Origin of the sequence: Variovorax sp. YR266 (assembly GCF_900107295.1) — a bacterium.
Taxonomy (GTDB): domain Bacteria; phylum Pseudomonadota; class Gammaproteobacteria; order Burkholderiales; family Burkholderiaceae_C; genus Variovorax.
Map to the genome: position 1 here is coordinate 137,682 of NZ_FNPM01000002.1, position 19,603 is coordinate 157,284.

At 66.7% G+C, this 19,603-nt stretch carries 17 protein-coding genes; 13 read left to right on the plus strand and 4 right to left on the minus strand.

Annotated features, from left to right (window positions below; genetic code table 11):
* Nucleotides 1-27: 27 nt before the first annotated feature.
* The 3 genes from BLW48_RS35340 to BLW48_RS06180 form a co-directional block, all read right to left on the minus strand.
* Nucleotides 28-189: an HHHH-motif protein gene (locus BLW48_RS35340; RefSeq protein WP_165403270.1), complete on the minus strand. Its 162-nt coding sequence runs from the start codon at nt 187-189 to the stop codon at nt 28-30.
* A gap of 159 nt (nt 190-348) precedes the next feature.
* Nucleotides 349-1,644: an MFS transporter gene (locus BLW48_RS06175; RefSeq protein WP_093173430.1), complete on the minus strand. Its 1,296-nt coding sequence runs from the start codon at nt 1,642-1,644 to the stop codon at nt 349-351.
* Nucleotides 1,645-1,719: 75 nt separating this feature from the next.
* A complete protein-coding gene (locus tag BLW48_RS06180; RefSeq protein WP_093173432.1) occupies nt 1,720-3,582 on the minus strand; it encodes a M48 family metallopeptidase in 1,863 nt (620 codons plus the stop codon).
* Between the two features lie 197 nt (nt 3,583-3,779).
* Between BLW48_RS06180 and BLW48_RS06185 the strand changes: the two genes are divergently transcribed.
* The 11 genes from BLW48_RS06185 to BLW48_RS06235 all read left to right on the plus strand — a co-directional run bounded on the left by BLW48_RS06185 (nt 3,780) and on the right by BLW48_RS06235 (nt 15,931).
* Nucleotides 3,780-4,577, plus strand: a complete 798-nt coding sequence (locus tag BLW48_RS06185) for an SDR family NAD(P)-dependent oxidoreductase (RefSeq protein WP_093173434.1) — start codon at nt 3,780-3,782, stop codon at nt 4,575-4,577.
* Between the two features lie 13 nt (nt 4,578-4,590).
* Nucleotides 4,591-5,451 (plus strand): CmcJ/NvfI family oxidoreductase, encoded by an 861-nt coding sequence (locus BLW48_RS06190; protein WP_093173436.1) that lies wholly within the window; start codon nt 4,591-4,593, stop codon nt 5,449-5,451.
* A 128-nt stretch (nt 5,452-5,579) separates the two neighbouring features.
* Complete coding sequence (locus tag BLW48_RS06195; protein ID WP_177142280.1) at nt 5,580-6,803, plus strand: multidrug effflux MFS transporter; 1,224 nt, start codon at nt 5,580-5,582, stop codon at nt 6,801-6,803.
* Entirely contained in the window at nt 6,803-8,269 is a 1,467-nt protein-coding gene (locus BLW48_RS06200) for an MFS transporter (RefSeq protein ID WP_177142281.1), read from the plus strand. The genes BLW48_RS06195 and BLW48_RS06200 overlap by 1 nt, the downstream gene beginning before the upstream one ends.
* Nucleotides 8,270-8,289: 20 nt before the next feature.
* Complete coding sequence (locus BLW48_RS06205) at nt 8,290-8,934, plus strand: paraquat-inducible protein A (protein ID WP_093173440.1); 645 nt, start codon at nt 8,290-8,292, stop codon at nt 8,932-8,934.
* A complete protein-coding gene (locus BLW48_RS06210) occupies nt 8,931-9,653 on the plus strand; it encodes a paraquat-inducible protein A (RefSeq protein ID WP_093173442.1) in 723 nt (240 codons plus the stop codon). The genes BLW48_RS06205 and BLW48_RS06210 overlap by 4 nt, the downstream gene beginning before the upstream one ends.
* Nucleotides 9,650-11,299 carry a PqiB family protein gene (locus BLW48_RS06215; RefSeq protein ID WP_093056840.1) on the plus strand — a complete coding sequence of 550 codons (1,650 nt, stop codon included), beginning with the start codon at nt 9,650-9,652 and terminating at the stop codon, nt 11,297-11,299. Before BLW48_RS06210 ends, BLW48_RS06215 begins: the two co-directional genes overlap by 4 nt.
* Nucleotides 11,296-11,931 (plus strand): PqiC family protein, encoded by a 636-nt coding sequence (locus BLW48_RS06220; RefSeq protein WP_093173445.1) that lies wholly within the window; start codon nt 11,296-11,298, stop codon nt 11,929-11,931. Before BLW48_RS06215 ends, BLW48_RS06220 begins: the two co-directional genes overlap by 4 nt.
* Nucleotides 11,932-11,988: 57 nt before the next feature.
* Complete coding sequence (locus BLW48_RS06225; protein ID WP_093173447.1) at nt 11,989-13,593, plus strand: MFS transporter; 1,605 nt, start codon at nt 11,989-11,991, stop codon at nt 13,591-13,593.
* 12 nt (nt 13,594-13,605) lie between these two features.
* On the plus strand, nt 13,606-15,090 hold the full coding sequence (locus BLW48_RS06230) for a flavin-containing monooxygenase (RefSeq protein WP_093173449.1): 1,485 nt from the start codon (nt 13,606-13,608) through the stop codon (nt 15,088-15,090).
* A gap of 91 nt (nt 15,091-15,181) precedes the next feature.
* Nucleotides 15,182-15,931, plus strand: a complete 750-nt coding sequence (locus BLW48_RS06235) for a hypothetical protein (protein ID WP_143047727.1) — start codon at nt 15,182-15,184, stop codon at nt 15,929-15,931.
* Nucleotides 15,932-15,964: 33 nt separating this feature from the next.
* On the opposite strand, the gene BLW48_RS06240 is transcribed toward BLW48_RS06235, so the two are convergent.
* Complete coding sequence (locus BLW48_RS06240; protein ID WP_093173453.1) at nt 15,965-16,486, minus strand: HD domain-containing protein; 522 nt, start codon at nt 16,484-16,486, stop codon at nt 15,965-15,967.
* Nucleotides 16,487-16,652: 166 nt separating this feature from the next.
* Between BLW48_RS06240 and BLW48_RS06245 the strand changes: the two genes are divergently transcribed.
* Both BLW48_RS06245 and BLW48_RS06250 read left to right on the plus strand, forming a co-directional pair.
* Nucleotides 16,653-17,687 (plus strand): TRAP transporter substrate-binding protein, encoded by a 1,035-nt coding sequence (locus BLW48_RS06245; RefSeq protein WP_093056834.1) that lies wholly within the window; start codon nt 16,653-16,655, stop codon nt 17,685-17,687.
* A 15-nt stretch (nt 17,688-17,702) separates the two neighbouring features.
* Nucleotides 17,703-19,574 (plus strand): TRAP transporter large permease, encoded by a 1,872-nt coding sequence (locus BLW48_RS06250; protein ID WP_371127542.1) that lies wholly within the window; start codon nt 17,703-17,705, stop codon nt 19,572-19,574.
* Nucleotides 19,575-19,603 lie beyond the last annotated feature (29 nt).

The following is a 19,603-nucleotide window of genomic DNA, read 5'->3' on the forward strand; positions in this document are numbered from 1 at the left end:
TTCTTCAAGCGGGTTACACCGGGGGAATCAACGCACCCAGTGGCAAACACGGTGGTGATGACGCGCGTCCCACTTGCACACCTTGTGCTTCTTGGGGTGGTACGGCGCGGCCGAGGCGATGCTCGGTGCCAGCATGGCAAGGCCGGCGAACGCGAGGATGCTGGAGAGGATGAGCTGCTTGGTCTTCATGGGGTTCTTTCTAAGCAAAGACATCGATCAAAGGAATGCGTCGTTCAACGGGCGCCCTTGCAGAACGCCCTGGCGCCACATTTAGATGACATTTGGTAGCGGTTGTGGCGTGAAAAATTGCACGAGGCGCAGGGCCGGGGGCGTTGGGGCTAACCCGAATCAGGCCCGCCCAGGCGCCGCCTGCTCGGTGCGCGAGTCGTGCCCGATGATCAGCACCAGCCCGAACGCCACCGCCGACAGCAGCGCCAGGAAGATCACGGCGTAGATGTCGTTGCCCATCCGGTCCTTCAGCGCGCCGAAGATCGTCGGGCCGATATAGCCGCCCAGGTTGCCGATGGAGTTGATCCACGCAATGCCCGCCGCGGCCGCGGTGCCGCTCAGGATGGCGGTGGGCAGCGTCCAGAAGGTGGGCAGCGCGCTGAAGATGCCGAAGGCGGCCAGCGTCACGGCGGCCATCTTCGGGATGGGCGCGCTGGTCTGGGCGGCCAGCACCAGGCCGATGAAGATACAGGCCAGCGGAATCAGCAGGAACCACTTGCGCTCCTTGCGCGCATCAGATGCCCGCGTCCAGAACAGCATCGCGATGGCGCCCACCAGGTAAGGAAAGGCGTTGATGAAGCCGATCTCCACGTTGCTCAGCCCGCCGAAGCCCTTGATGATCTGCGGCAGGAAGAAGCTCAGGCCGTACAGCGGCACGGTGATACCCATGTAGACAAAGCCCAGCCCGATCACGCGCGGGTTCAGCAGCGACTGCTTCCACGAGATCTTGTTGATCGACTCGCGGTTGCGGCGCTCCGAGTCGAGCGTCTGCTCCAGCCAGCTGCGCTCTTCGGTGGTGAGCCACTTGGCGTCCTTCGGGCCGTCGGGCAGGTACATCAGCACGAAGAAGGTAAGGATCAGCGAGGGAATCGCCTCGAGGATGAACAGCCACTGCCAGCCGTGCATGCCGCCGACGCCATCCATGTTGAGGATGTAGCCCGAGATAGGCGAGCCGATGACGGTCGAGATGGGAATGGCGAACATGAACCAGCCCACGATGCGCGCGCGGTACGCCGCCGGAAACCACAGCGTGATGTAGAAGATCACGCCCGGGAAGAACCCCGCCTCGGCAATGCCCAAGAGGAACCGCACTATGTTGAAGCTGGTCGAGCCGCCCACCCAGGCCTGGGCCGCCGAGAGGATGCCCCAGCTGAACATGATGCGGGCGATCCAGCGGCGCGCGCCGAAGCGCTCCAGCGCCATATTGCTCGGCACCTCGAACAGGAAGTAGGCAAGAAAGAAGATGCCGGCGGCGCTGCCGAACACGGCGGCGGTGAAGCCCAGGTCCTTGGACATGGCCGCGCCGGCAAAGCCGAGGTTCACGCGGTCGAGGTAGGCGATGAAGTAGCTGACCATGAGCAGCGGCAGGAGCCGCCAGCTGATCTTGGAGATGGTTCTTTGTTCGACGGGGTTCACGGTTGGTTGTCTCCGGTGTTGGATGGTTTTATGGAGCTTGTCGGGAAGGGGGAGGGGCGGCGGTGCCGCCGGGTGTCATGACTGCTGTTGTTGCCGTTGTTGTTGTGCCCTCATGATCTGGTGCCGTTGCCAGTAGTGCCCGACGGCGGCCTTGAAGTTTTCTTTCTGCTTGCCAAGGCCCGCGAGCTTCACCTTGGTGGTGCGCGCGCCCAGCATGCCCTTGTCGTGGTGGGTGACGATGAGGGTGTCGCCGAAGCTGCTGTCCTTGTAGGTCAGGCCCTTGACTTCGTCCCACCCGATCGTCGAGCCTCCATCGGCACCGGGGTGCAAGCCGGCGTAAGTGATGTCGATGCGCTCGCCGTTCTTCAGCGCGAAGCTCACCGGCGGAAAGTGCCGCAGCACCACTGCGCGCTCTTCCTCGGTGGCCGGCTCGTAGCGGTAGGCCAGGCTCAGCTCGTGGTTCTGCACGAAGCGCTGCTCGTACTCGCTCCACAGGCGCTGTTCGATGGCGGGGGCGGTTTCGATGTCGTCGGCCCATGAGGCCTCAGGTGCGGTCGCGACGATGGCGCCGTAGGCGCTCTCGGGCACGTGATGGCCGACGTTGCGCATGCGCTCCAGCAGCGGCGGATGACTATCGTAGGGATGCGGCACGTCGGCCGTTTTCATCGCCTCGATGAACACGTCTGAGCTTGCATAGGGCGGCAGGCCATCCGCGACGAAGCGGGCGATGCCCAGCGCGCCGTCATGCTCGCGGTTCTGCGCGAACAGCTTGCGCTCGACGTCGTTGCGGTAGCTCGCGTAGGCCGAGATCTTGATGAGCGATTGCACGATGGCGTGCGGCGCAGTGAGGCCGGCGGCCACGCGGTCGGCCTTGTATTCGCGCTCGCGGCTGTCGCGCGCCAGGGCGAACGAGAAGATCATGCGGTACAGCCGTAGCAGGTAGTGCGCAACGATGGTGAGGCCGCCACTTCGCATCTTCCATGTGTACTGGTCGAACTGCAGCAGCTTGGGGCCGAGCGCCGCGCTGCTGCGGGTGTCGCCGCCGCCCAGGTGGGCCAGTTCGTGCGCGAGCACTGCATCAGCTTCGGTCTGGTCGAGCACGCGCAGCAGCGGAAGGCTGACGAACAGCGTGCGGCCTTGAAAGGTGCGGCCCTTGACCTCGCACGGTGCTTCGGTCACGAAGAAGTTGGTGTCGATGCCGGCCACGATCTGGTCTGGCGGCGTGGTCTTCACGCGGCCAGCCAACTGCCGGATGCGCTCCCACAGGCGCGGCGCGTCGGCCTGCGAGATCAGCTCGCCCTCGATCTCGTTGCCCCAGGGCAGCTTCTTGAACAGCGTGTAGATCGCATAGAACACCGCGGCCCCGGCCGCGATGCCCGCCAGCGCGATCAGCTTGACGTAGTAGCTCTGCCAGAAGTACGCCGTGAGCCAGAACGACAGCCACACCAGCATCGCGCTTTGCAGCACGACCTCGACCGCGCTCGACACCGTCATGAGCCGCCAGCCGGCGACGAAGCTGGCATAGCGCATGCCGCGGTTGGCAAAGGCCAGCGCGCCCAGCACCAGTGCCGCCGCGAGCAGCGCGGCGCCGAGCACGATGGTCCAGATGGCGGCGCGGTCGGCCCAGTGGAACTGCCACTGCATGGAGTAGGGGCTGCACACCTTGTCGTGGAAGTTCCTGTCTTCCGGCGCAGTGGCGTCGCAGGCCTTGGAGAGCGGATGGCTGCGGTAGAACTCGGTGGCCTCGGTCTTGTCTGCGGACGACAGGCGGGAGTCGCCGGCGATGCGCTTTTCTATGGCCTGCAGGAATTCCGCATCCTGCGAACGCAGTGCGTATTCGGTGAAGACCAGTGTCGCCGCCGGAATGGCGAACAGCGACACGAGCGTGAGAAGAAACACGCGCAAGAGGTCGGCATGGATCGTGCGTGCGAGGGCCATGGGTGCTGCTCCTGGATAGCGATTGCTGTGAGTTGTTGTAGACGGTCCGGGAAGGCGATAGGGTAGCGGGCGCGGCGCGTGCAGTGAAGCCCGGTGCAACGTCAAGCAGCGCCGCGCACCGACCTGCTGCCGAATAAGGTTATCCCTTTTGCATCGTTCCGAGGCCCGGGGTGCAGGTATAGCCTTCGTGCTCATTCATGACTGTCACCTCCGTCACTCCATCTCCGTCGTCGTCTGGTTCAGGGCCATCGCCCGTTGCATGGATCGCCGGTGTCGGCGCCAGCGCGGGCCTGGGTGCGGCACTCGCACGGCGTTTCGCGGCCGAAGGTTTCATCGTTGCGCTGACCGGCCGCACGCAGGCCCAGCTCGATGCGGTGGCCGGCGAAATCGTTGCGGCCGGCGGTCGGGCTCATGCCTTTGCGGGCGACGTGGCGAGCGAGGCCGAGATGCACGGTATCGCGCAGAAGGCGAGGGCGCTGGGCCCACTCATCGTGGCCATCTTCAATGCCGCGAGCGGGGTGCGCGCGCCAACGCTGGAGCTGTCGGTCGACCAGTTCACGCAGGCCTGGCGCACCAGCGCGCTGGGCGGCTTCATCTTCGGGCACGAGGCGCTGCGCGGCCTGCTGGCCAATTCCTTCGAGGCAGCTGGGGCGCACGCACGCGGCACCTTGCTGTTCACCGGCGCCACCGCGGCGCTGCGCGGCAAGCCGCCGTTCGCGGCCTTCGCTGCGGCCAAGGCTGCGTTGCGTTCTCTGAGCCAGAGCCTGGCGCGCGAATTCGGCCCGCAGGGCATTCATGTGGCGCATGTGGTGATCGATGGCGGCATCGACGGCGAGCGCCTGCGCAACAACGCGCCGCAGCGCGTGGAACAAGCCGGCGACGACGGCCTGTTGCAGCTCGAAGCCATCGCCGAAAGTTACTGGCAGCTGCATGTGCAGCACCGCAGCGCATGGACGCAGGAACTCGACCTGCGGCCGTTCAAGGAACCGTTTTGAGGAGTCACGCCACATGAGCGTCGGATCGAATGGACAGATGCTTGCCGCCACGCTGCCCTCGGTGGAGGCAGAACTCAACTACCTGAAGGCGGGCCAGGGCCGGCCCGTGAGCTACACCTTCGAGCCGCCGCCCGGCACGCCGTGGGTAACCGGCGAACTGGAGCCGCGCCGCGTGACGATCCGCGACGGCCGCCCGCTGGTGGCGCTGAACGAACTGACGCTCGACCGCAGCGGCTTCACGCAGATTTCGCATCGCAGCGTGCTCGCCGATTTTTCGCAGGACGCCACGATCCGCGACATCTACTACCGCGAAGCCGAAGCCCTGCTGCGCGACGTCACGGGCGCCGAGAAGATCGTGGTGTTCGACCACACGCTGCGCGACAGCGCGCAGGGCTCGCGCCGCACGGCCGAGCTGCGCGAGCCGGTGCGCCGCGTGCACAACGACCAGACTTTCGTCTCCGCGCCGCGCCGGGTGCACGCCCACCTGCCGCCCGAAGAAGCCGAGGAACGCTTGAAGCACCGCTTCGCGATCATCAACCTGTGGCGCCCGCTGGCCACCGTGGAGCGCCTGCCCCTCGCACTGTGCGATGCGCGTTCCATCTCGCCCAAGGACCTCGTGCCCAGCGACCTGGTCTACCCCGACAAGGTGGGCGAGACCTATTCGTTCACCTGGAACCCGGAGCACCGCTGGTACTGGTTCCCGCGGATGCGGCCCGACGAGGCCCTGCTGCTGAAGATCTACGACTCGCGCGAAGACGGTGTGGCGCGCTACACCGCGCATACCGCGTTCGAAGACCCGACAGGTTCGCGCGAGGCGCCGCCACGGCGCAGCATCGAACTGCGCGCGCTGGTGTTCTGGCCCGCCGGCAAATAAGTTGAAACTGTTCTTCCGAACAAAGTTCTACAACCTCTCGCCCGCGCGATTCTTTGCCCTGAATTAGCACCAGCCGGGCGCTGACCCCACGCCTGCACCGATCACCGCCCTTGGCGACAATCGGTTCAATGCGTTCTTCCCCTTTCTTCAAGATGGCCCTGCTGCTGGGCCTGCTTTCGGCCATCGGGCCTTTCGCCATCGACATGTACCTGCCGGCGTTGCCGGCCATCGGGCAGAGCCTGCACGCCGACATTGGCGCGGTGCAGATGAGCCTCACGGCGTTCTTCCTGTCGCTCGGTGCGGGTCAGCTGCTCTATGGGCCGATCTCCGACATGGTGGGCCGCAAGCCGCCGCTGTATGCGGGACTGCTGCTGTTCGCGCTCGCCAGCGTGGGCTGCGCGATGGCTACCGACATCCAGACGCTGATCGTGCTGCGCTTCGTCCAGGGCCTGGGCGCAGCGGCCGGCATGGCGATTCCGCGCGCCGTGGTGCGCGACCTGCACACCGGCACCGATGCCGCGCGGCTGATGTCGCTGCTGATGCTGGTGTTCAGCGTGTCGCCGATCCTTGCGCCGCTTGCGGGCAGTGCGGTAATCGCGGTTGCCGGATGGCGCGGCGTGTTCTGGGCCGTGACCATCGCAGCCGTGGCGGGCCTGGCGATGATGGTCAGGCTGCTCGATGAAACGCGTCCGGCCTCGGAGCGCGTCGAAAGCAGCCTCGGCAGCGCGCTGTCGGCCTACTGGCTGCTGCTGCGCGACAAGCATTACCTCGGGCTTGTGTTCATCGGCAGCTTCGCAATGGCGGGCTTTTTCACCTACCTGGCGAATTCGTCGTTCGTGATGATCGACCACTATGGCCTGTCGCCCGCGCTCTACAGCGTGGCCTTCGGCGTGAACGCGGCGGCTTTCATCGCGGCCTCGCAGTTCACCGGCTCGCTGGGCGAACGCTACGGGCTGGTCAACCTCGTCAAGTTCGGCGTGGTGTGCTGCGGCGTGGCAATGGTCGCGATGTTCGTCTACTTCGCGATGGGCGGCGACAACATCTGGGTGCTCATCGTCCTGTACTTCATCGCCTCGGGCTTCATGGGCCTGGTGATTCCGACCACCGGCGTGCTGGCGCTCGAAATGCACGGCGCCATCGCGGGTACGGCCTCGGCGCTGCTGGGCACGCTGCAGATGCTGACGGGCGCACTGGCAATGGCGGTGGTGGGTCTCTTCACCGACGGCCGGCCGCTGCCAATGGTGGCCGGCATGGCCGGCGGCGCACTCATTGCGCTGGTGCTGACCTGGCTCACGCTGGGCGGCGTGCGTTCCGAGCCCACTGAAAAAACAGGAAGGGCGCAGCAAGCCTGATGAATACGGTACACGCTGGCGCCGGGCTCCCGGTGGCCGAAGAAGACAGCAACAACGCAGCCCGCAAGCCCATCGACGGGCTGGCCCAGCCGGAGCGCGGCTGGGCGATGCTGGTCATCATCCTCGGGCTGATCGTGGCGGTGCTCGACGGCACCATCGTCAACCTGGCGCTGCCGGGCATCGCCCGTGAGCTGCAGGCCAGCCCGTCGCAGGCGATCTGGGTGGTCAATGCGTACCAGATCGCCACGCTGGTGATGCTGCTGCCGCTGGCTTCGCTGGGCGATCTCGTGGGCTACCGGCGCGTGTACCTGGTCGGGATGGCGGTGTTCACGCTGTCGTCGCTGGCCGCCACCTTTGCGAATTCGCTCGGCACGCTGATCGCGGCGCGCGCCTTCCAGGGGCTGGGCGCGGCCGGCATCATGAGCGTGAACGCGGCGCTGGTGCGGCTGACGTATCCGTCGGCTCAGCTGGGCAAGGGCATGGCCATCAACTCGCTGGTGGTGGCCACATCGTCGGTGGCCGGGCCTTCGGTGGCGGCGGCCATTTTGTCGGTGGCATCGTGGCCCTGGCTCTTCGCCATCAACGTGCCGCTGGGCCTTGTCACCTTCGCGCTGGGCATGAAGGCGCTGCCGTTCAATCGCGTGGCACCGGCGGCCGGACTGCGCTTCTCGCCGATCGACGTGGCGCTCAACGTGCTGATGTTCTCGCTGGTGTTCCTGGGCGTCGACCGGCTCGGCGTGCGCGAAGGAGCGGTGCAGGGCGCCACTGGTTCACACGCTTCGGCGTGGGGCATCCTGCTGGCGGGCTTGGTCGTCGGCTTTATCTACCTGCAACGCCAGCGCAAGCAGGCGGTGCCGTTGTTCCCCATCGACCTGCTGCGCATTCCGGTGTTCGCACTGTCGATGGGTACTTCGGTCGCCGCGTTCTGCGCGCAGATGCTGGCCTACATCGCGCTGCCTTTCCTGCTGCTGGACGTATACGGCCGCAGCCACATCGAGGCCGGGTTGCTGATCACGGCGTGGCCGCTGGCCATCGTGGTGATGGCGCCCATCGCAGGAAAGCTGATCGGCCGCTATCCCGACGGGCTGCTGGGCGGCATCGGGCTGGGCCTGCTGGCTATGGGCCTGGCGTTGCTGGCGGCGCTGCCGGCAAATCCGGGCAATGCCGACATCGCGTGGCGCATGGCGCTGTGCGGGCTGGGCTTCGGGCTGTTCCAGTCGCCCAACAACCACACCATCGTGACTTCGCCCCCGGCGCACCGCAGCGGTGCGGCCAGCGGCATGCTCGGTACGGCGCGGCTGACCGGCCAGACGCTGGGCGCAGTGGTGCTGGCGGGCGTCTTCAGTGTCTGGAGCCCGCACGGAGGCCACGGCCCCGTGGTGGCGCTGGTGCTGGCGGCCAGCTGTGCCGCGGTGGCAGCGGTTTTCAGCACGCTGCGCCTGAAGACGACAAGTCCTGGCAGCTGAATGAGTTAGGGTACTCACCTATGAAGGAAGTACCTGACACCGTGGTCTGCCCGGGTTGCGATGCGGTCTACAGCCGTGCACCCCTGCATCCCCGCGACGTGGCGCACTGTCCGCGCTGCGGCACAGAGCTCGGCCGGCACCCCGGCCAGCAGGAGCGCCGCATCCTTCCGCTGACGGTGGCCTGCCTGATCATGTTCGCCATTGCGAACCTGTTTCCCATCGTCGAGATCGAGCTCCAGGGCCTGCGCAGCCAGACCACGCTGGCCGGCGCGGTGATAGCGCTCAGCGCCGAGGGCATGTCGGTGGTGGCGCTGCTGGTGCTGGCCACGACCATTCTTTTTCCCTTTCTGCAGCTGTGCATCCTCGCGTACCTGCTGATTCCGCTGAGCCGCGAGCACCGGCCCGTGGGCTTCGCGCTGCTGGTGCGGGCCATGCAGTCGCTGCGGCCCTGGGGAATGATCGAAGTGTTCCTGCTCGGGGTGCTGGTGGCCATCGTCAAGCTGTCCAGCATGGCAAGCGTGGTGCCGGGGCCGGCGCTGTGGGCCTTCATGGCGCTGACGGTCATGCTGACGGCTGTGCTGTCGTTCAACCCGGGCGCGTTCTGGGAAATGACCTTCCGCCCGAAGGACAAACCCAAGACTGAAGAAGACGGGGCGTCGGCATGAAGCTGCCTGCCTTCCTCGAGCGGCACGAGCATCACGATGAAGACGCGCCGGTTCCCACCGCCGCCTCGCTTGGCCTCATGGCCTGCCCGCATTGCGCCGCCGTCTGGAAAGACGCCGGGGAAGGCGACGCCTGCGGCCGCTGTGGCACGCACCTGCACACCCGCAAGCGGCAGAGCCTGAACCGCACATGGGCCTTCCTCATAGCGGCCTGCATGATGTATATACCGGCCAACCTGCTGCCGGTGATGATCACGCGCACGCTGTTCGGCGCGCAGTACGACACCATCCTGAGCGGGGTGATCTATTTCTGGGTGTCGGGCGCCTACGGGCTGGCGGCCATCGTCTTCATTGCGAGCTTCCTGGTGCCGCTGTTCAAGCTGGCGGTGCTTTTCTTGCTCGTGGTGCTGGCGCAGCGCGGCAGCACCTGGCGCCGGCGGGAGCGGGCCAAGCTGTATCACATCATCGAAGTGATCGGCCGCTGGTCGATGCTCGACGTGTTCGTGGTGTCGCTGCTGACCGGGCTGGTGCAGATCCAGGGCTTCGCGGTCATCACCGCGGGCGTGGGCATCGCGGCCTTCGGGTCGGTGGTGGTGCTGACCATGCTGGCTTCGCTGAGCTTCGACCCGAAGCTCACGTGGGACAGCAAGGAGGCGCAGGCCACCCTGCAGGAGAACGAAGTTGCGCAGGGACATGAAAACAGGGACGAGAAACCAGCATGAGTGAAGAAGACCAACCCCAGGACAAACCGGCGCCGTCCGCACAGCCACCGCTGCCAAAGCCGCGCGTGGTGCGCCGGCGCGAATGGCTGCCCTCGCTGATCTGGCTAATTCCCATCGTGGCAGCGCTGGTCGGCATTACGCTCGTGGCCCGCATCCTGCTGGAGCGCGGCCCCGAAGTGGTGCTGACCTTCAAGACCGCCGAAGGCCTGGAGGCAGGCAAGACCGCCGTCAAGTACAAGGACGTGCAGATCGGCCTCGTCACCCATCTTCGGCTGGCGCGCGACCGCTCGCACGTGCGCGTGCTGGTGCAGTTCAACAAGGAGGCCGAGAGCTTCACTGCCTCGGACTCGCGCTTCTGGGTGGTTCGGCCACGGCTCGACACATCGGGCATCTCGGGCCTCAACACCTTGCTGTCGGGCGCCTACATCGGCGCCGACGCGGGCGTGTCGAAGGACACCGCGGGCGAGTTCACCGGGCTCGAAACCCCGCCCATCGTCACGCGCGACGACTCCGGCAAGCAGTTCCTGCTGCGCGCCAACGACGTGGGCTCGCTCGACGTTGGCTCGCCGGTGTACTTCCGGCGCGTCAAGGTCGGGCAGGTGGCCGCCTACGAACTCGACGGCGACGGGCGCGGCGTGACCATGCGCGTCTTCGTCAATTCGCCCTACGACAAGTTCGTGGGCATGAACACGCGCTTCTGGCAGGCCAGCGGCATCGACGCGCAGTTGAGCGCCAGCGGCTTCACGCTGCGCACGCAGTCGCTGGCAACCATCCTGCTCGGCGGCATCGCCTTCCAGGCGCCCGACGACGCGATGGGCCCGGTCGCCAAGGAGAACGCTGCCTTCACGCTGGCACAGGACGAAGCTGCCGCCATGAAGGAGCCCGACGGGCCTTCGCAAACCTTGCTGATGTACTTCAACCAGTCGCTGCGCGGCCTGACGCCAGGTGCTCCGGTGGACTTCCGCGGCGTGGTGATCGGCGAGGTCAAGTCGATCGGCGTCGAGTTCGACCGCGCCGAGCGCGAGTTCCGCATGCCGGTGCTGGTGCAGGTCTACCCCGATCGCCTGCGCCGCCGAGCCGGTGAAAGCGGCGTTGAATCTCGTGCAACGCAGCAGGAGCGGCTGCGCTTCCTGGCCGAGAAGGGCCTGCGCGCCCAGTTGCGCAACGGCAACCTGCTGACCGGCCAGGTGTATGTGGCGCTCGACTTCTTCCCGAAGGCGCCGCCGGCAAAGATCGACCTGAACAAGAGCCCGATCGAGCTGCCCACAGTGGCCAACAGCCTCGACGAGATCCAGTCGCAGGTGCAGGAAATCGCGACCAAGCTCAACAAGGTGCCGTACGAGCAGATTGCAGGCGACCTGCGCACCACGCTCGCCACGCTCAACAAGACGCTGACGGCCACCGAGCAGACGGTGACCCGCATCAACAGCGACGTCACCCCCGAGCTGGCCGCGGCCATGAAGGACGTGCGCAAGACCGTGAACAGTGCCGAGCGAACGCTGGCCGACGATTCGCCGCTGCAGCAGGACATGCGCCAGACGCTGCAGGAGCTGACGCGCGCCGCGGGCTCGGTGCGCGTGCTGACCGACTACCTCGAACGCCATCCCGAGTCGCTGCTGCGCGGCAAACCGGACGACAAGAAATGAAGAAGAACCACCACCTCGCATTCGTGGCGGCGGCAGCGCTGGCCGTGCTTGCAGCAGGCTGCGCGAGCAAGCCCGACAACTACTACACGCTGGCGAGCCCTGTGGCGGCCGCCGAAGCCGCGCCCTCGACGCTCGGCAGTGCCGCGCCGCTGTACATCGAGCTCGCGCCCGTGGCCGTGCCCGAGCGCTTCGCGCGGCCGCAGATGGTGGTGCGCCAGCCCAACGGCAGCGTGCAGGTCGAGGTGCTGGAGCAGCACCGCTGGGCGGCGTCGTTCGAGAACGAGTTGCGCGATGCGCTGGCCAGCGGCATCGCCGGGCGGCTGGGTGCGCTCGACGTGACCAAGGGCGGCCGGCAGAGCTCGCAGCCGGTGTGGCGCATCGCGGTGCAGCTGCAGCAGTTCGACGCGGTCGATGGCGGGCGTGTCGATGCGAGCTTCAACTGGACGCTGCGGCGCTCGGACGAGGCGCGCACGGTGGTGTGCCAGCTGAACCTCGGCGAGGCCGTGGGCAGCGGGATGGACGCGGTGGCGCAAGGGGCGCAGCGCGTGACCTCGGCGGCCGCCGCGGCGATGGCGCGCAGCGTGAGTGCGGCGCGTGCGAATCCTGCCGCGACCGCCTGCACGACGACCTGATCAATCTTCCCCCGGTGGGGAAAGAGCAAGACGGAATCCCATAAGAAGGAGACCCCCATGGCACAGATCGGCAAGGCGCCCAGCGACCACACGCTGATCCTGCATGGCGCCCGTGCGGAAGAGGGGGCCTGTCCCGAGGCCTCCAAGCCATGGGTGCTGGCCGCGGCCGTCGTGGGTTCGAGCATGGCCTTCATCGACGGCACGGTGGTCAACGTGGCACTGCCGGCCATCCAGGCCGACCTGCTCGCCACGGCTTTCCAGGCGCAATGGGTGGTCGAGTCTTACGCCTTGCTGCTGGCGGCGCTGCTGCTCGTGGGCGGTGCGCTGGGCGATCACTATGGCCGGCGGCGCATCTTCGCGATCGGCGTCGGCATCTTCGCCTTGTCTTCGGTGGCCTGCGGGCTTGCGGCCAACGTGCAGCAGCTCATTGCCGCGCGCGCGGTGCAGGGCATCGGCGGTGCGCTGCTGGTGCCGGGCAGCCTCGCGCTCATCAGCGCGGCCTTTCCCGAGAAAGAGCGTGGCAAGGCCATCGGCACGTGGTCGGGCTTCAGCGGCATCACCGCGGCCGTGGGGCCGGTGCTGGGCGGCTTCCTGGTCGATCACTTCTCGTGGACCTGGGCTTTTCTCATCAACGTGCCGATGGCACTGCTGGTGCTGTGGATCGTCTGGCGCCACGTGCCCGAGAGCCGAGGCGCATCGGCCAGCGGCGGGCTCGACGTGTGGGGCGCGCTGCTGGCGACGGCCGGTCTCGGCGGCATCGTCTACGCCTTCATCGAGGCGCCGACGCAGGGCTGGGGTTCGCCGGCCGTGATCGCGGCGCTGGTCATCGGCGTGCTGGGCAGCGCGGGCTTCATCGCAGTCGAGCGCAAGGTGCGAACGCCGATGCTGCCGCTGGGGCTGCTGCGCATCGGCAACTTCAGCGGAGCCAATCTGCTGACGCTGCTGCTCTATGCGGCACTGGGCGGCGGGCTGTATTTCTTTCCGCTCAACCTGATCCAGGTGCAGGGCTACTCGGCCACTGTGGCGGGCGCGGCGCTGCTGCCGTTCATCTTCATCATGTTCGCGCTTTCCGGCTGGGCCGGGCAACTGGTCGACCGCTTCGGGCCGCGCATGCCGCTGGTCATCGGGCCCTCGATTGCGGCGGTGGGCTTTGCGTTGTTCGCGCTACCGGGCGTGGGGGCGAGTTACTGGAGCGGCTTTCTGCCGGCCGTGGTGGTGCTGGGCTTCGGCATGACGGTGACGGTGGCGCCGCTGACGACCACGGTCATGAATGCGGTCGGGCCCGACCTGGCGGGCGTGGCCTCTGGCGTGAACAACGCCGTGTCGCGCGCGGCGGCGGTGTTGGCGATTGCCGTGTTCGGCGCGATCATGGCCTGGGCCTTCGACGCGGCGCTGGCGAACAACCTGCGCGAGATGGGCGCCTCGGCGCAGGTGTCAGCTTTTCTAGAAGGCGAGCGCAGCAAGCTGGCCGGCGCGGCGCTGCCGCCGGGCGTGGATGCCGCCACGGCGGCAGCCGTCAAGCGGGCCGTGGCCGAATCTTTCGTCGCAGGCTTTCGCTGGGTGATGCTGTTGAGCGCCGGGCTGGCCGTGCTGAGTGCGGTGAGCGCGTGGCTGATGATCCGGGGCACTCCCGCCGCAGGAGGTTCGGACAGCAAGAGCTAAGGAGACAAGTCGATGCAGGAAGAAGAGCGACAGCAGGTGCAGCACGTCGATGTCCTGATCGTCGGCGCCGGCCTCTCGGGCATCGGCGCCGGCTACCACCTGCAGGCGAACTGCCCGGGTCGAAGCTACGCCATCCTCGAAGGGCGCGAGCGCAGCGGCGGCACGTGGGACCTGTTCCGCTATCCGGGCGTGCGCTCGGATTCCGACATGTACACGCTGGGCTATTCGTTCCGGCCGTGGACGAACGCGAAGTCGATTGCCGATGGGCCCACGATCCTGAACTACCTGCGCGAGACGGCGGCGCAGCATGGCATCGACCGAAAGGTCCGCTTCAACCATCGCGTGGTGCGCGCCTCCTGGTCGACGCCCGATGCGTGCTGGAGCGTCGATGTCGAGCATGGTCCCGAGCGCCTTCCGCTGCGCATGCGCTGCAGCTTCTTGTTCCTGTGCAGCGGCTACTACAGGTACGAGGCGGGCTACACGCCCGAATTCGCGGGCATCGGCGACTACACGGGCCGCGTCGTCCATCCGCAGCATTGGCCCGAAGACCTCGACTGCAGCGGCAAGCGGGTGGTCGTGATCGGCAGCGGCGCAACCGCGATGACGCTGGTGCCGGCCTTGGCAAAGACGGCTGCGCATGTCGTGCTGCTGCAGCGCTCGCCTACCTATGTTGTAGCGCGACCGGCACAGGACCCCATCGCGCACGGGCTGCGGCGCTTTCTGCCGGACAAGCTGGCCTATGGCCTCACACGCTGGAAGAACGTGCTGCTGGCCATGTACTTCTTCAGCCTCGCGCGGCGCAAGCCGGAGCGCGCGAAGCGGATGATCCTCGGCGGCGTGCGGCAGGCTCTCGGCCCCGACTACGACATCGCCACGCACTTCACGCCGCGCTACAACCCGTGGGACCAGCGCATCTGCCTCGTGCCCGACGGCGACCTGTTCGCGGCCCTCAACGCAGGGCGTGCCTCGATGGTCACGGACCAGATCGACACCTTCACGCCGCGCGGTATCCGGCTGAAGTCGGGCGCGGAGCTGGAGGCCGATGTGGTCGTCACAGCTACAGGCCTCGAACTGCAGGTGCTCGGTGGGGTGCATCTCGACGTGGACGGCCATCGCGTGGACCCGGCCGCGACCTTCAACTACAAGGGAATGATGTTCAGCGACGTGCCCAACCTGGCCTCGTCGTTCGGCTACACGAACGCATCGTGGACGCTCAAGAGCGACCTGACCTGCGCGTATGTTTGCCGGCTGCTCAATCACATGGAGAAGCAGGGCTGCACCCAATGCACGCCGCGCAACGCTGACCCCACGCTGGCACCCGAGCCCTGGCTCGATTTCTCGTCGGGCTACGTGCAGCGCGCGGTGGGCAGGTTTCCGAAGCAGGGTTCGCGCGCGCCGTGGCGGGTGTATCAGAACTACGCGCGCGACCTTGTCAGCCTGCGCTTTGGGGCGGTGGACGATGGGGTGATGGAGTTCTCGAACCCTCGCCGCGCCTAGAAGATTGCGTGCGCAAGCAATCCTCTTTCCAGGGGATGCGGCGAAAAAACCTGCTTTCTAGAATGAAACACACCAAGGAGAGGGAACCGTCATGAAGCAACGAACCGGATGGGTCATGGTCCTGGCGTGCGGCATCGGAGTCTTTGCATCGGGCGCGGCAGCAGCGCAGGCGGAGTATGCGATTCGCTGGGATCCATCTCAGGGCGGCCCCAAGACCGCGGCAGAGGCACTCGCTCGGTTGGCGCCGGGCGACAACGACATCGAAACGGACCTCTTCAGGGTGCGCTACGCCAGCGAGGTGAAGGCGCCCACGGACGTTGTCGGCGCAAGGGCCATCCTTCGCGAGCGGGAGCGCACGAGCAAGGCACGCCACGAGCTGACCTACAAGCTGCGCAGCAACTCGCCGCTGCCTTCGGTGCCCAGCTTTGCAGGCGCCCAGTGCCCGGCGGGTCCGCTGGTTGGGCCGAAGGACGAGACGAAAGACGAAATCGACGTGTCGTTCACCGGCGCGGCAGATCCGGTGCGCGCGTTTTCGCGCAGTTGCACCGTGCAATCGACGAGCGCGCCGCCGCCGGTTCCCGAGGCGCTGCAAGCGCGCTTCGCGGCTTGCGAAAGCACAACGACACGACTCGGGCTCAAGCAGCGGGGGAATCTCAGGGTCGAGGAATGGCGCCTGCCGGGAGGGCGCATCGCCATCGAGGCCTCGCGCACGGGCCCCGACACGCCGAAGGCGCTGAAAGCGTTCCGCCGAGAGGTGGTCGAGCCCTTGACCACTGGGAGCAATGCCATCCGGCCGCTGTCGCGCAGCAAGACGGACCTGGGCAGCGATTGCGGCGCCTGATGAGCATGCCGCGCGAGTCTGCTGGGAACCTGGCTAGGGCGCGTGCGCAGGGGAGAGCAGGCTGTCGAGCTCTGCCCACAGCGGATCGCATTGCCCCGTCCTGAACGCGGCGGCCCTGAAGGTCGGATGCTCGCCGTAGTACGTGTCCCAGAGCGTGCGATGGCCGTCCGCCACGCATGCCCGCACATTGGCCAGCCGGTCGGCGGCCTTCACCACCAGCGCCAGTTCTTCGTCGCCCGTTACCTTCGCCAGCGCCGCATAGGTCTTGGCCTTGCGCTCCTTGCGGTTGGCGCCGGGTGCGTCGGTCAGCAGCGCGACGCAGGCGGCCACCAGTTCGCCGAAGCGTGAGCGCACGTCGGCCACCGTGGCCTCGGTGTCCTCGACCACGTCGTGCAGGTAGCCGATGACGCGCGCCTTGTCGCCGTAAGGCCTGAGCAGGGCGACCACGGCGTCCAGGTGGTGCACGTACGGATGCGGGCCGTACTTCTGGTCGCCATGCATTTCGACGGCATAGGCGCGGGCGGCGTCGGGTGTCGATGAAGTGATGGTGGTCATGCGGCGTCCTGTGGTTTTTCCATTCTGCCTTTGCGGCGGTCTTTACCTCGTTTACGGAGGAAAACACCTATCGGGAGAGCGTTGCCGGCATTCTTGTGTATCGATACAGTAAATCGTTCCACCAAAAACGGGCGCACGACCCGACAACCCTCCAGGAGACAAGAAAATGACCTCGCTTTCACGCCGCCGGTTCGTCCAGTCATCGTCCGCCTTGTCGCTTGCCGCGGCGACGGCGGGTTTCTCGCAGCACGCCTTCGCGCAGGAAAAAACCGTGGCGCTGCGGCTGTCGTCGTCCCACGTGGCTGACCTCAATTCGTCGCACTTCGCGTGGGTGCAGCTGATGCAGGCCAACCTGAAGAAGGCGGTGGGCGAGCAGATCCGCATCGACTACTTTCCGAACAACCAGCTCGGCAAGGAAAGCGACGTGGTGCAGCAGGTGAAGGTGGGCTCCATCGACATGATGCTCACGGGCTCTTCGATATGGGCCACGGTAACGCCGCAGCTGGGCATGCTCGACCTGGGCTACCTGTTCGACAGCTACGAGCACGTGGCGCGCGCCGTGGAGGCGGGCGTGGGGCCGAAGCTCAACGACATGCTGGTCAAGAGCACGGGCTGCCAGATCATCACCTGGGGTGCGCACTACGGCGCGCGCAACGTCTACACCAAGCAGCCGGTGAAGGGGCTGGCCGACATCAAGAACGTGAAGCTGCGGGTGCTGCCCACGCCGGCCTTCATCGAGACCTTCAAGATCATGGGCGCGATCCCCACGCCCATTTCCTTCGGCGAGCTCTACATGGCGGCGCAGACCGGCGTGGTCGACGGCTTCGAGCACGACGCGGGCACGGTGCTGGCAAACAAGCTCAACGAGGTGGTCAAACACTGCTGGATGACCGAGCACCTGTTCAGCCCGATGGTCTGCGTGGCCGGCAAGCGCGCGATGGACCGCGTACCCGCGACGCTGCGCCCGGCCTTCCTGAAGGCCGCGGCCGACTCCACGCTGCAGCAGCGCCAGATCGGCAACGAGCGCACGCAGCAGGTGATGGAAGAGCTGAAGAAGCTCGGCATCACCTTCACGCCCATGGCAAAGAACGAGCGCGACCAGGTCCGCAAGGAAATGGAAACGAAGCTCTGGGCCGGCTTCGCCAAGCAGTACCCGGAGACCGGGCCGCTGTTTGCCGCCATCAACGGCGCCCGGGCCTGAAGCGCCATGTCGAGCATGTCGCTTCCGTTGCAACCCGCGCTTGGCTTCGATGCCAGCCACGCCGCGGGCCGCTGGCTGGCCTGGCTGATGCGCATGACCGAGTACGTGGCCGGCGCGGTGCTGGCCATCGACGTGGTGGTCGTCTTCGTCTCGGTCGTCTTCCGCTACTTCCTGCACGACCCTTTCGACTGGGCGGAGGAGGTGGCGCGCGCGCTGATGGTGATCCAGGTGTTCTTTGGCGCGGCCACGGTGCTGGCGCGCAGCCAGCACGTGGGCGTGGACCTGTTTCGCGGCATGCTGCCGGCGCGCTGGCAGCCGGCGCTGATCCAGTTCGGCAGCTGGATCATCGTGGGCGTGTCGGCGAGCCTCTTCGCCTCGTCGTGCGAGCTGCTGCTCGATTCGTACAACATGACGACCTCCATCGGCCTGCCGCAGTGGATCTACGTGTACCCGGTGGCCATCGGCAGCCTTTTCATGACGCTGTTCGGGCTTGCCAATGCGGTGAACGGGCCTTCGCGCATGGTGTGGTCCACGCTGGGCGTGGGGCTGGCGCTGACGGCGGCGGTGGTGGGCTGGAACACGCTGATGAGCGAGCACGCCATTCCGCCCTGGGCGCTGCTCGTGGCGGGCTTTCTCGGCGGCATGGCGCTGGGCATGCCGATTGCCTTCGTGCTCGCGCTGTCGTCGCTGGTGTTCTTCATGGCCGATCCGTCGCTGCCCATGCTGGTGTATTCGCAGCAGGTGATGGCGGGCACCGACCACTATGTGCTGCTGGCCATTCCGTTCTTCGTGTTGGCGGGCCTGCTGATGGAGGCCAACGGCATGTCGTCGCGGCTCATCGAGCTGCTGCTGCGCATGTTCGGGCGGCTGCGCGGCGGGCTGGGGCTCATCACCATCACGGCCACTGCGTTCTTCTCGGGCGTATCGGGCTCCAAGCTGGCCGACATCGCGGCAGTGGGCGGCATCATCATGCCGGCCGTGCGCAGGACGAAGCAGGACCCGAACGAAACCGCCGGCCTGCTGGCGTGCACAGCGGTGATGGCCGAGACCATTCCGCCGTGCATCAACATGATCATCATGGGCTTCGTGGCGAACATCTCGATTGCCGGGCTGTTCATGGCGGGGCTGATACCGGCCGTGGTGCTGGCGGTGTCGCTGGCGGCGGTAACCATCTACGTGGGCACGAAGATCAACCCCGACGAGGCCTTCGATGTGCGCACGCCCATGTTCCGCCTGCTGGGCGGCGCGCTGGTGGCGCTGGTCATGGTGGCGATGATCGGCAAGGGCGTGACCTCGGGCATCGCGACCTCGACCGAGGTGTCTTCGTTCGCGGTGGTCTATGCGCTGGTGGTGGGGTGGCTGGCTTTTCGCGAGCTCACGGTGAAGTCGGTGGCGCGGCTGTTCGTGCGCTCGGCGTCGATGGCGGGCGGCATCCTGTTCATTGTGGCGGCGGCGTCGAGCTTGTCGTTCGCGCTCACGATCCAGCAGATTCCGCAGTACCTGTCGGAATTCATGATCGGCTTTGCGCACTCGTACGGCAGCACGATGTTCGTGATGCTGTCGGTGCTCATCATGATCGTGTTCGGCGCCATCCTCGAAGGCGCGCCGGCACTCATCATCTTCGGGCCGCTGCTCACGCCCATTGCCTCGCAGCTGGGCGTGAACCCGCTGCACTTCGGCACGGTGATGGTCATTGCCATGGGCTTCGGGCTGTTCGCGCCGCCGGTCGGGCTGGGCCTGTTCGCCACCTGCGCGATCACCGGTACGCAGGTGAAGGACGTGGCGCGGCCGATGATGAAATACCTGGCCGTCTTGTTCGTTACCCTCGTGGTGCTGGTGTTGGTGCCGGCCTTCTCCACGTGGCTGCCGCTGCGCATGGGGATGTGAGCGGACCGCAACAAGACGAAGACCAGAGA

What these genes read in the sequence shown, in the direction of transcription:
- BLW48_RS35340 (WP_165403270.1), bottom strand. Translation starts at nt 189, where the DNA reads ATGAAGACCAAGCAGCTCATCCTCTCCAGCATCCTCGCGTTCGCCGGC.
- BLW48_RS06180 (WP_093173432.1), bottom strand. Translation starts at nt 3,582, where the DNA reads ATGGCCCTCGCACGCACGATCCATGCCGACCTCTTGCGCGTGTTTCTT.
- BLW48_RS06185 (WP_093173434.1), top strand. Translation starts at nt 3,780, where the DNA reads ATGACTGTCACCTCCGTCACTCCATCTCCGTCGTCGTCTGGTTCAGGG.
- BLW48_RS06190 (WP_093173436.1), top strand. Translation starts at nt 4,591, where the DNA reads ATGAGCGTCGGATCGAATGGACAGATGCTTGCCGCCACGCTGCCCTCG.
- BLW48_RS06195 (WP_177142280.1), top strand. Translation starts at nt 5,580, where the DNA reads ATGCGTTCTTCCCCTTTCTTCAAGATGGCCCTGCTGCTGGGCCTGCTT.
- BLW48_RS06200 (WP_177142281.1), top strand. Translation starts at nt 6,803, where the DNA reads ATGAATACGGTACACGCTGGCGCCGGGCTCCCGGTGGCCGAAGAAGAC.
- BLW48_RS06205 (WP_093173440.1), top strand. Translation starts at nt 8,290, where the DNA reads ATGAAGGAAGTACCTGACACCGTGGTCTGCCCGGGTTGCGATGCGGTC.
- BLW48_RS06210 (WP_093173442.1), top strand. Translation starts at nt 8,931, where the DNA reads ATGAAGCTGCCTGCCTTCCTCGAGCGGCACGAGCATCACGATGAAGAC.
- BLW48_RS06215 (WP_093056840.1), top strand. Translation starts at nt 9,650, where the DNA reads ATGAGTGAAGAAGACCAACCCCAGGACAAACCGGCGCCGTCCGCACAG.
- BLW48_RS06220 (WP_093173445.1), top strand. Translation starts at nt 11,296, where the DNA reads ATGAAGAAGAACCACCACCTCGCATTCGTGGCGGCGGCAGCGCTGGCC.
- BLW48_RS06225 (WP_093173447.1), top strand. Translation starts at nt 11,989, where the DNA reads ATGGCACAGATCGGCAAGGCGCCCAGCGACCACACGCTGATCCTGCAT.
- BLW48_RS06230 (WP_093173449.1), top strand. Translation starts at nt 13,606, where the DNA reads ATGCAGGAAGAAGAGCGACAGCAGGTGCAGCACGTCGATGTCCTGATC.
- BLW48_RS06235 (WP_143047727.1), top strand. Translation starts at nt 15,182, where the DNA reads ATGAAGCAACGAACCGGATGGGTCATGGTCCTGGCGTGCGGCATCGGA.
- BLW48_RS06240 (WP_093173453.1), bottom strand. Translation starts at nt 16,486, where the DNA reads ATGACCACCATCACTTCATCGACACCCGACGCCGCCCGCGCCTATGCC.
- BLW48_RS06245 (WP_093056834.1), top strand. Translation starts at nt 16,653, where the DNA reads ATGACCTCGCTTTCACGCCGCCGGTTCGTCCAGTCATCGTCCGCCTTG.
- BLW48_RS06250 (WP_371127542.1), top strand. Translation starts at nt 17,703, where the DNA reads ATGTCGCTTCCGTTGCAACCCGCGCTTGGCTTCGATGCCAGCCACGCC.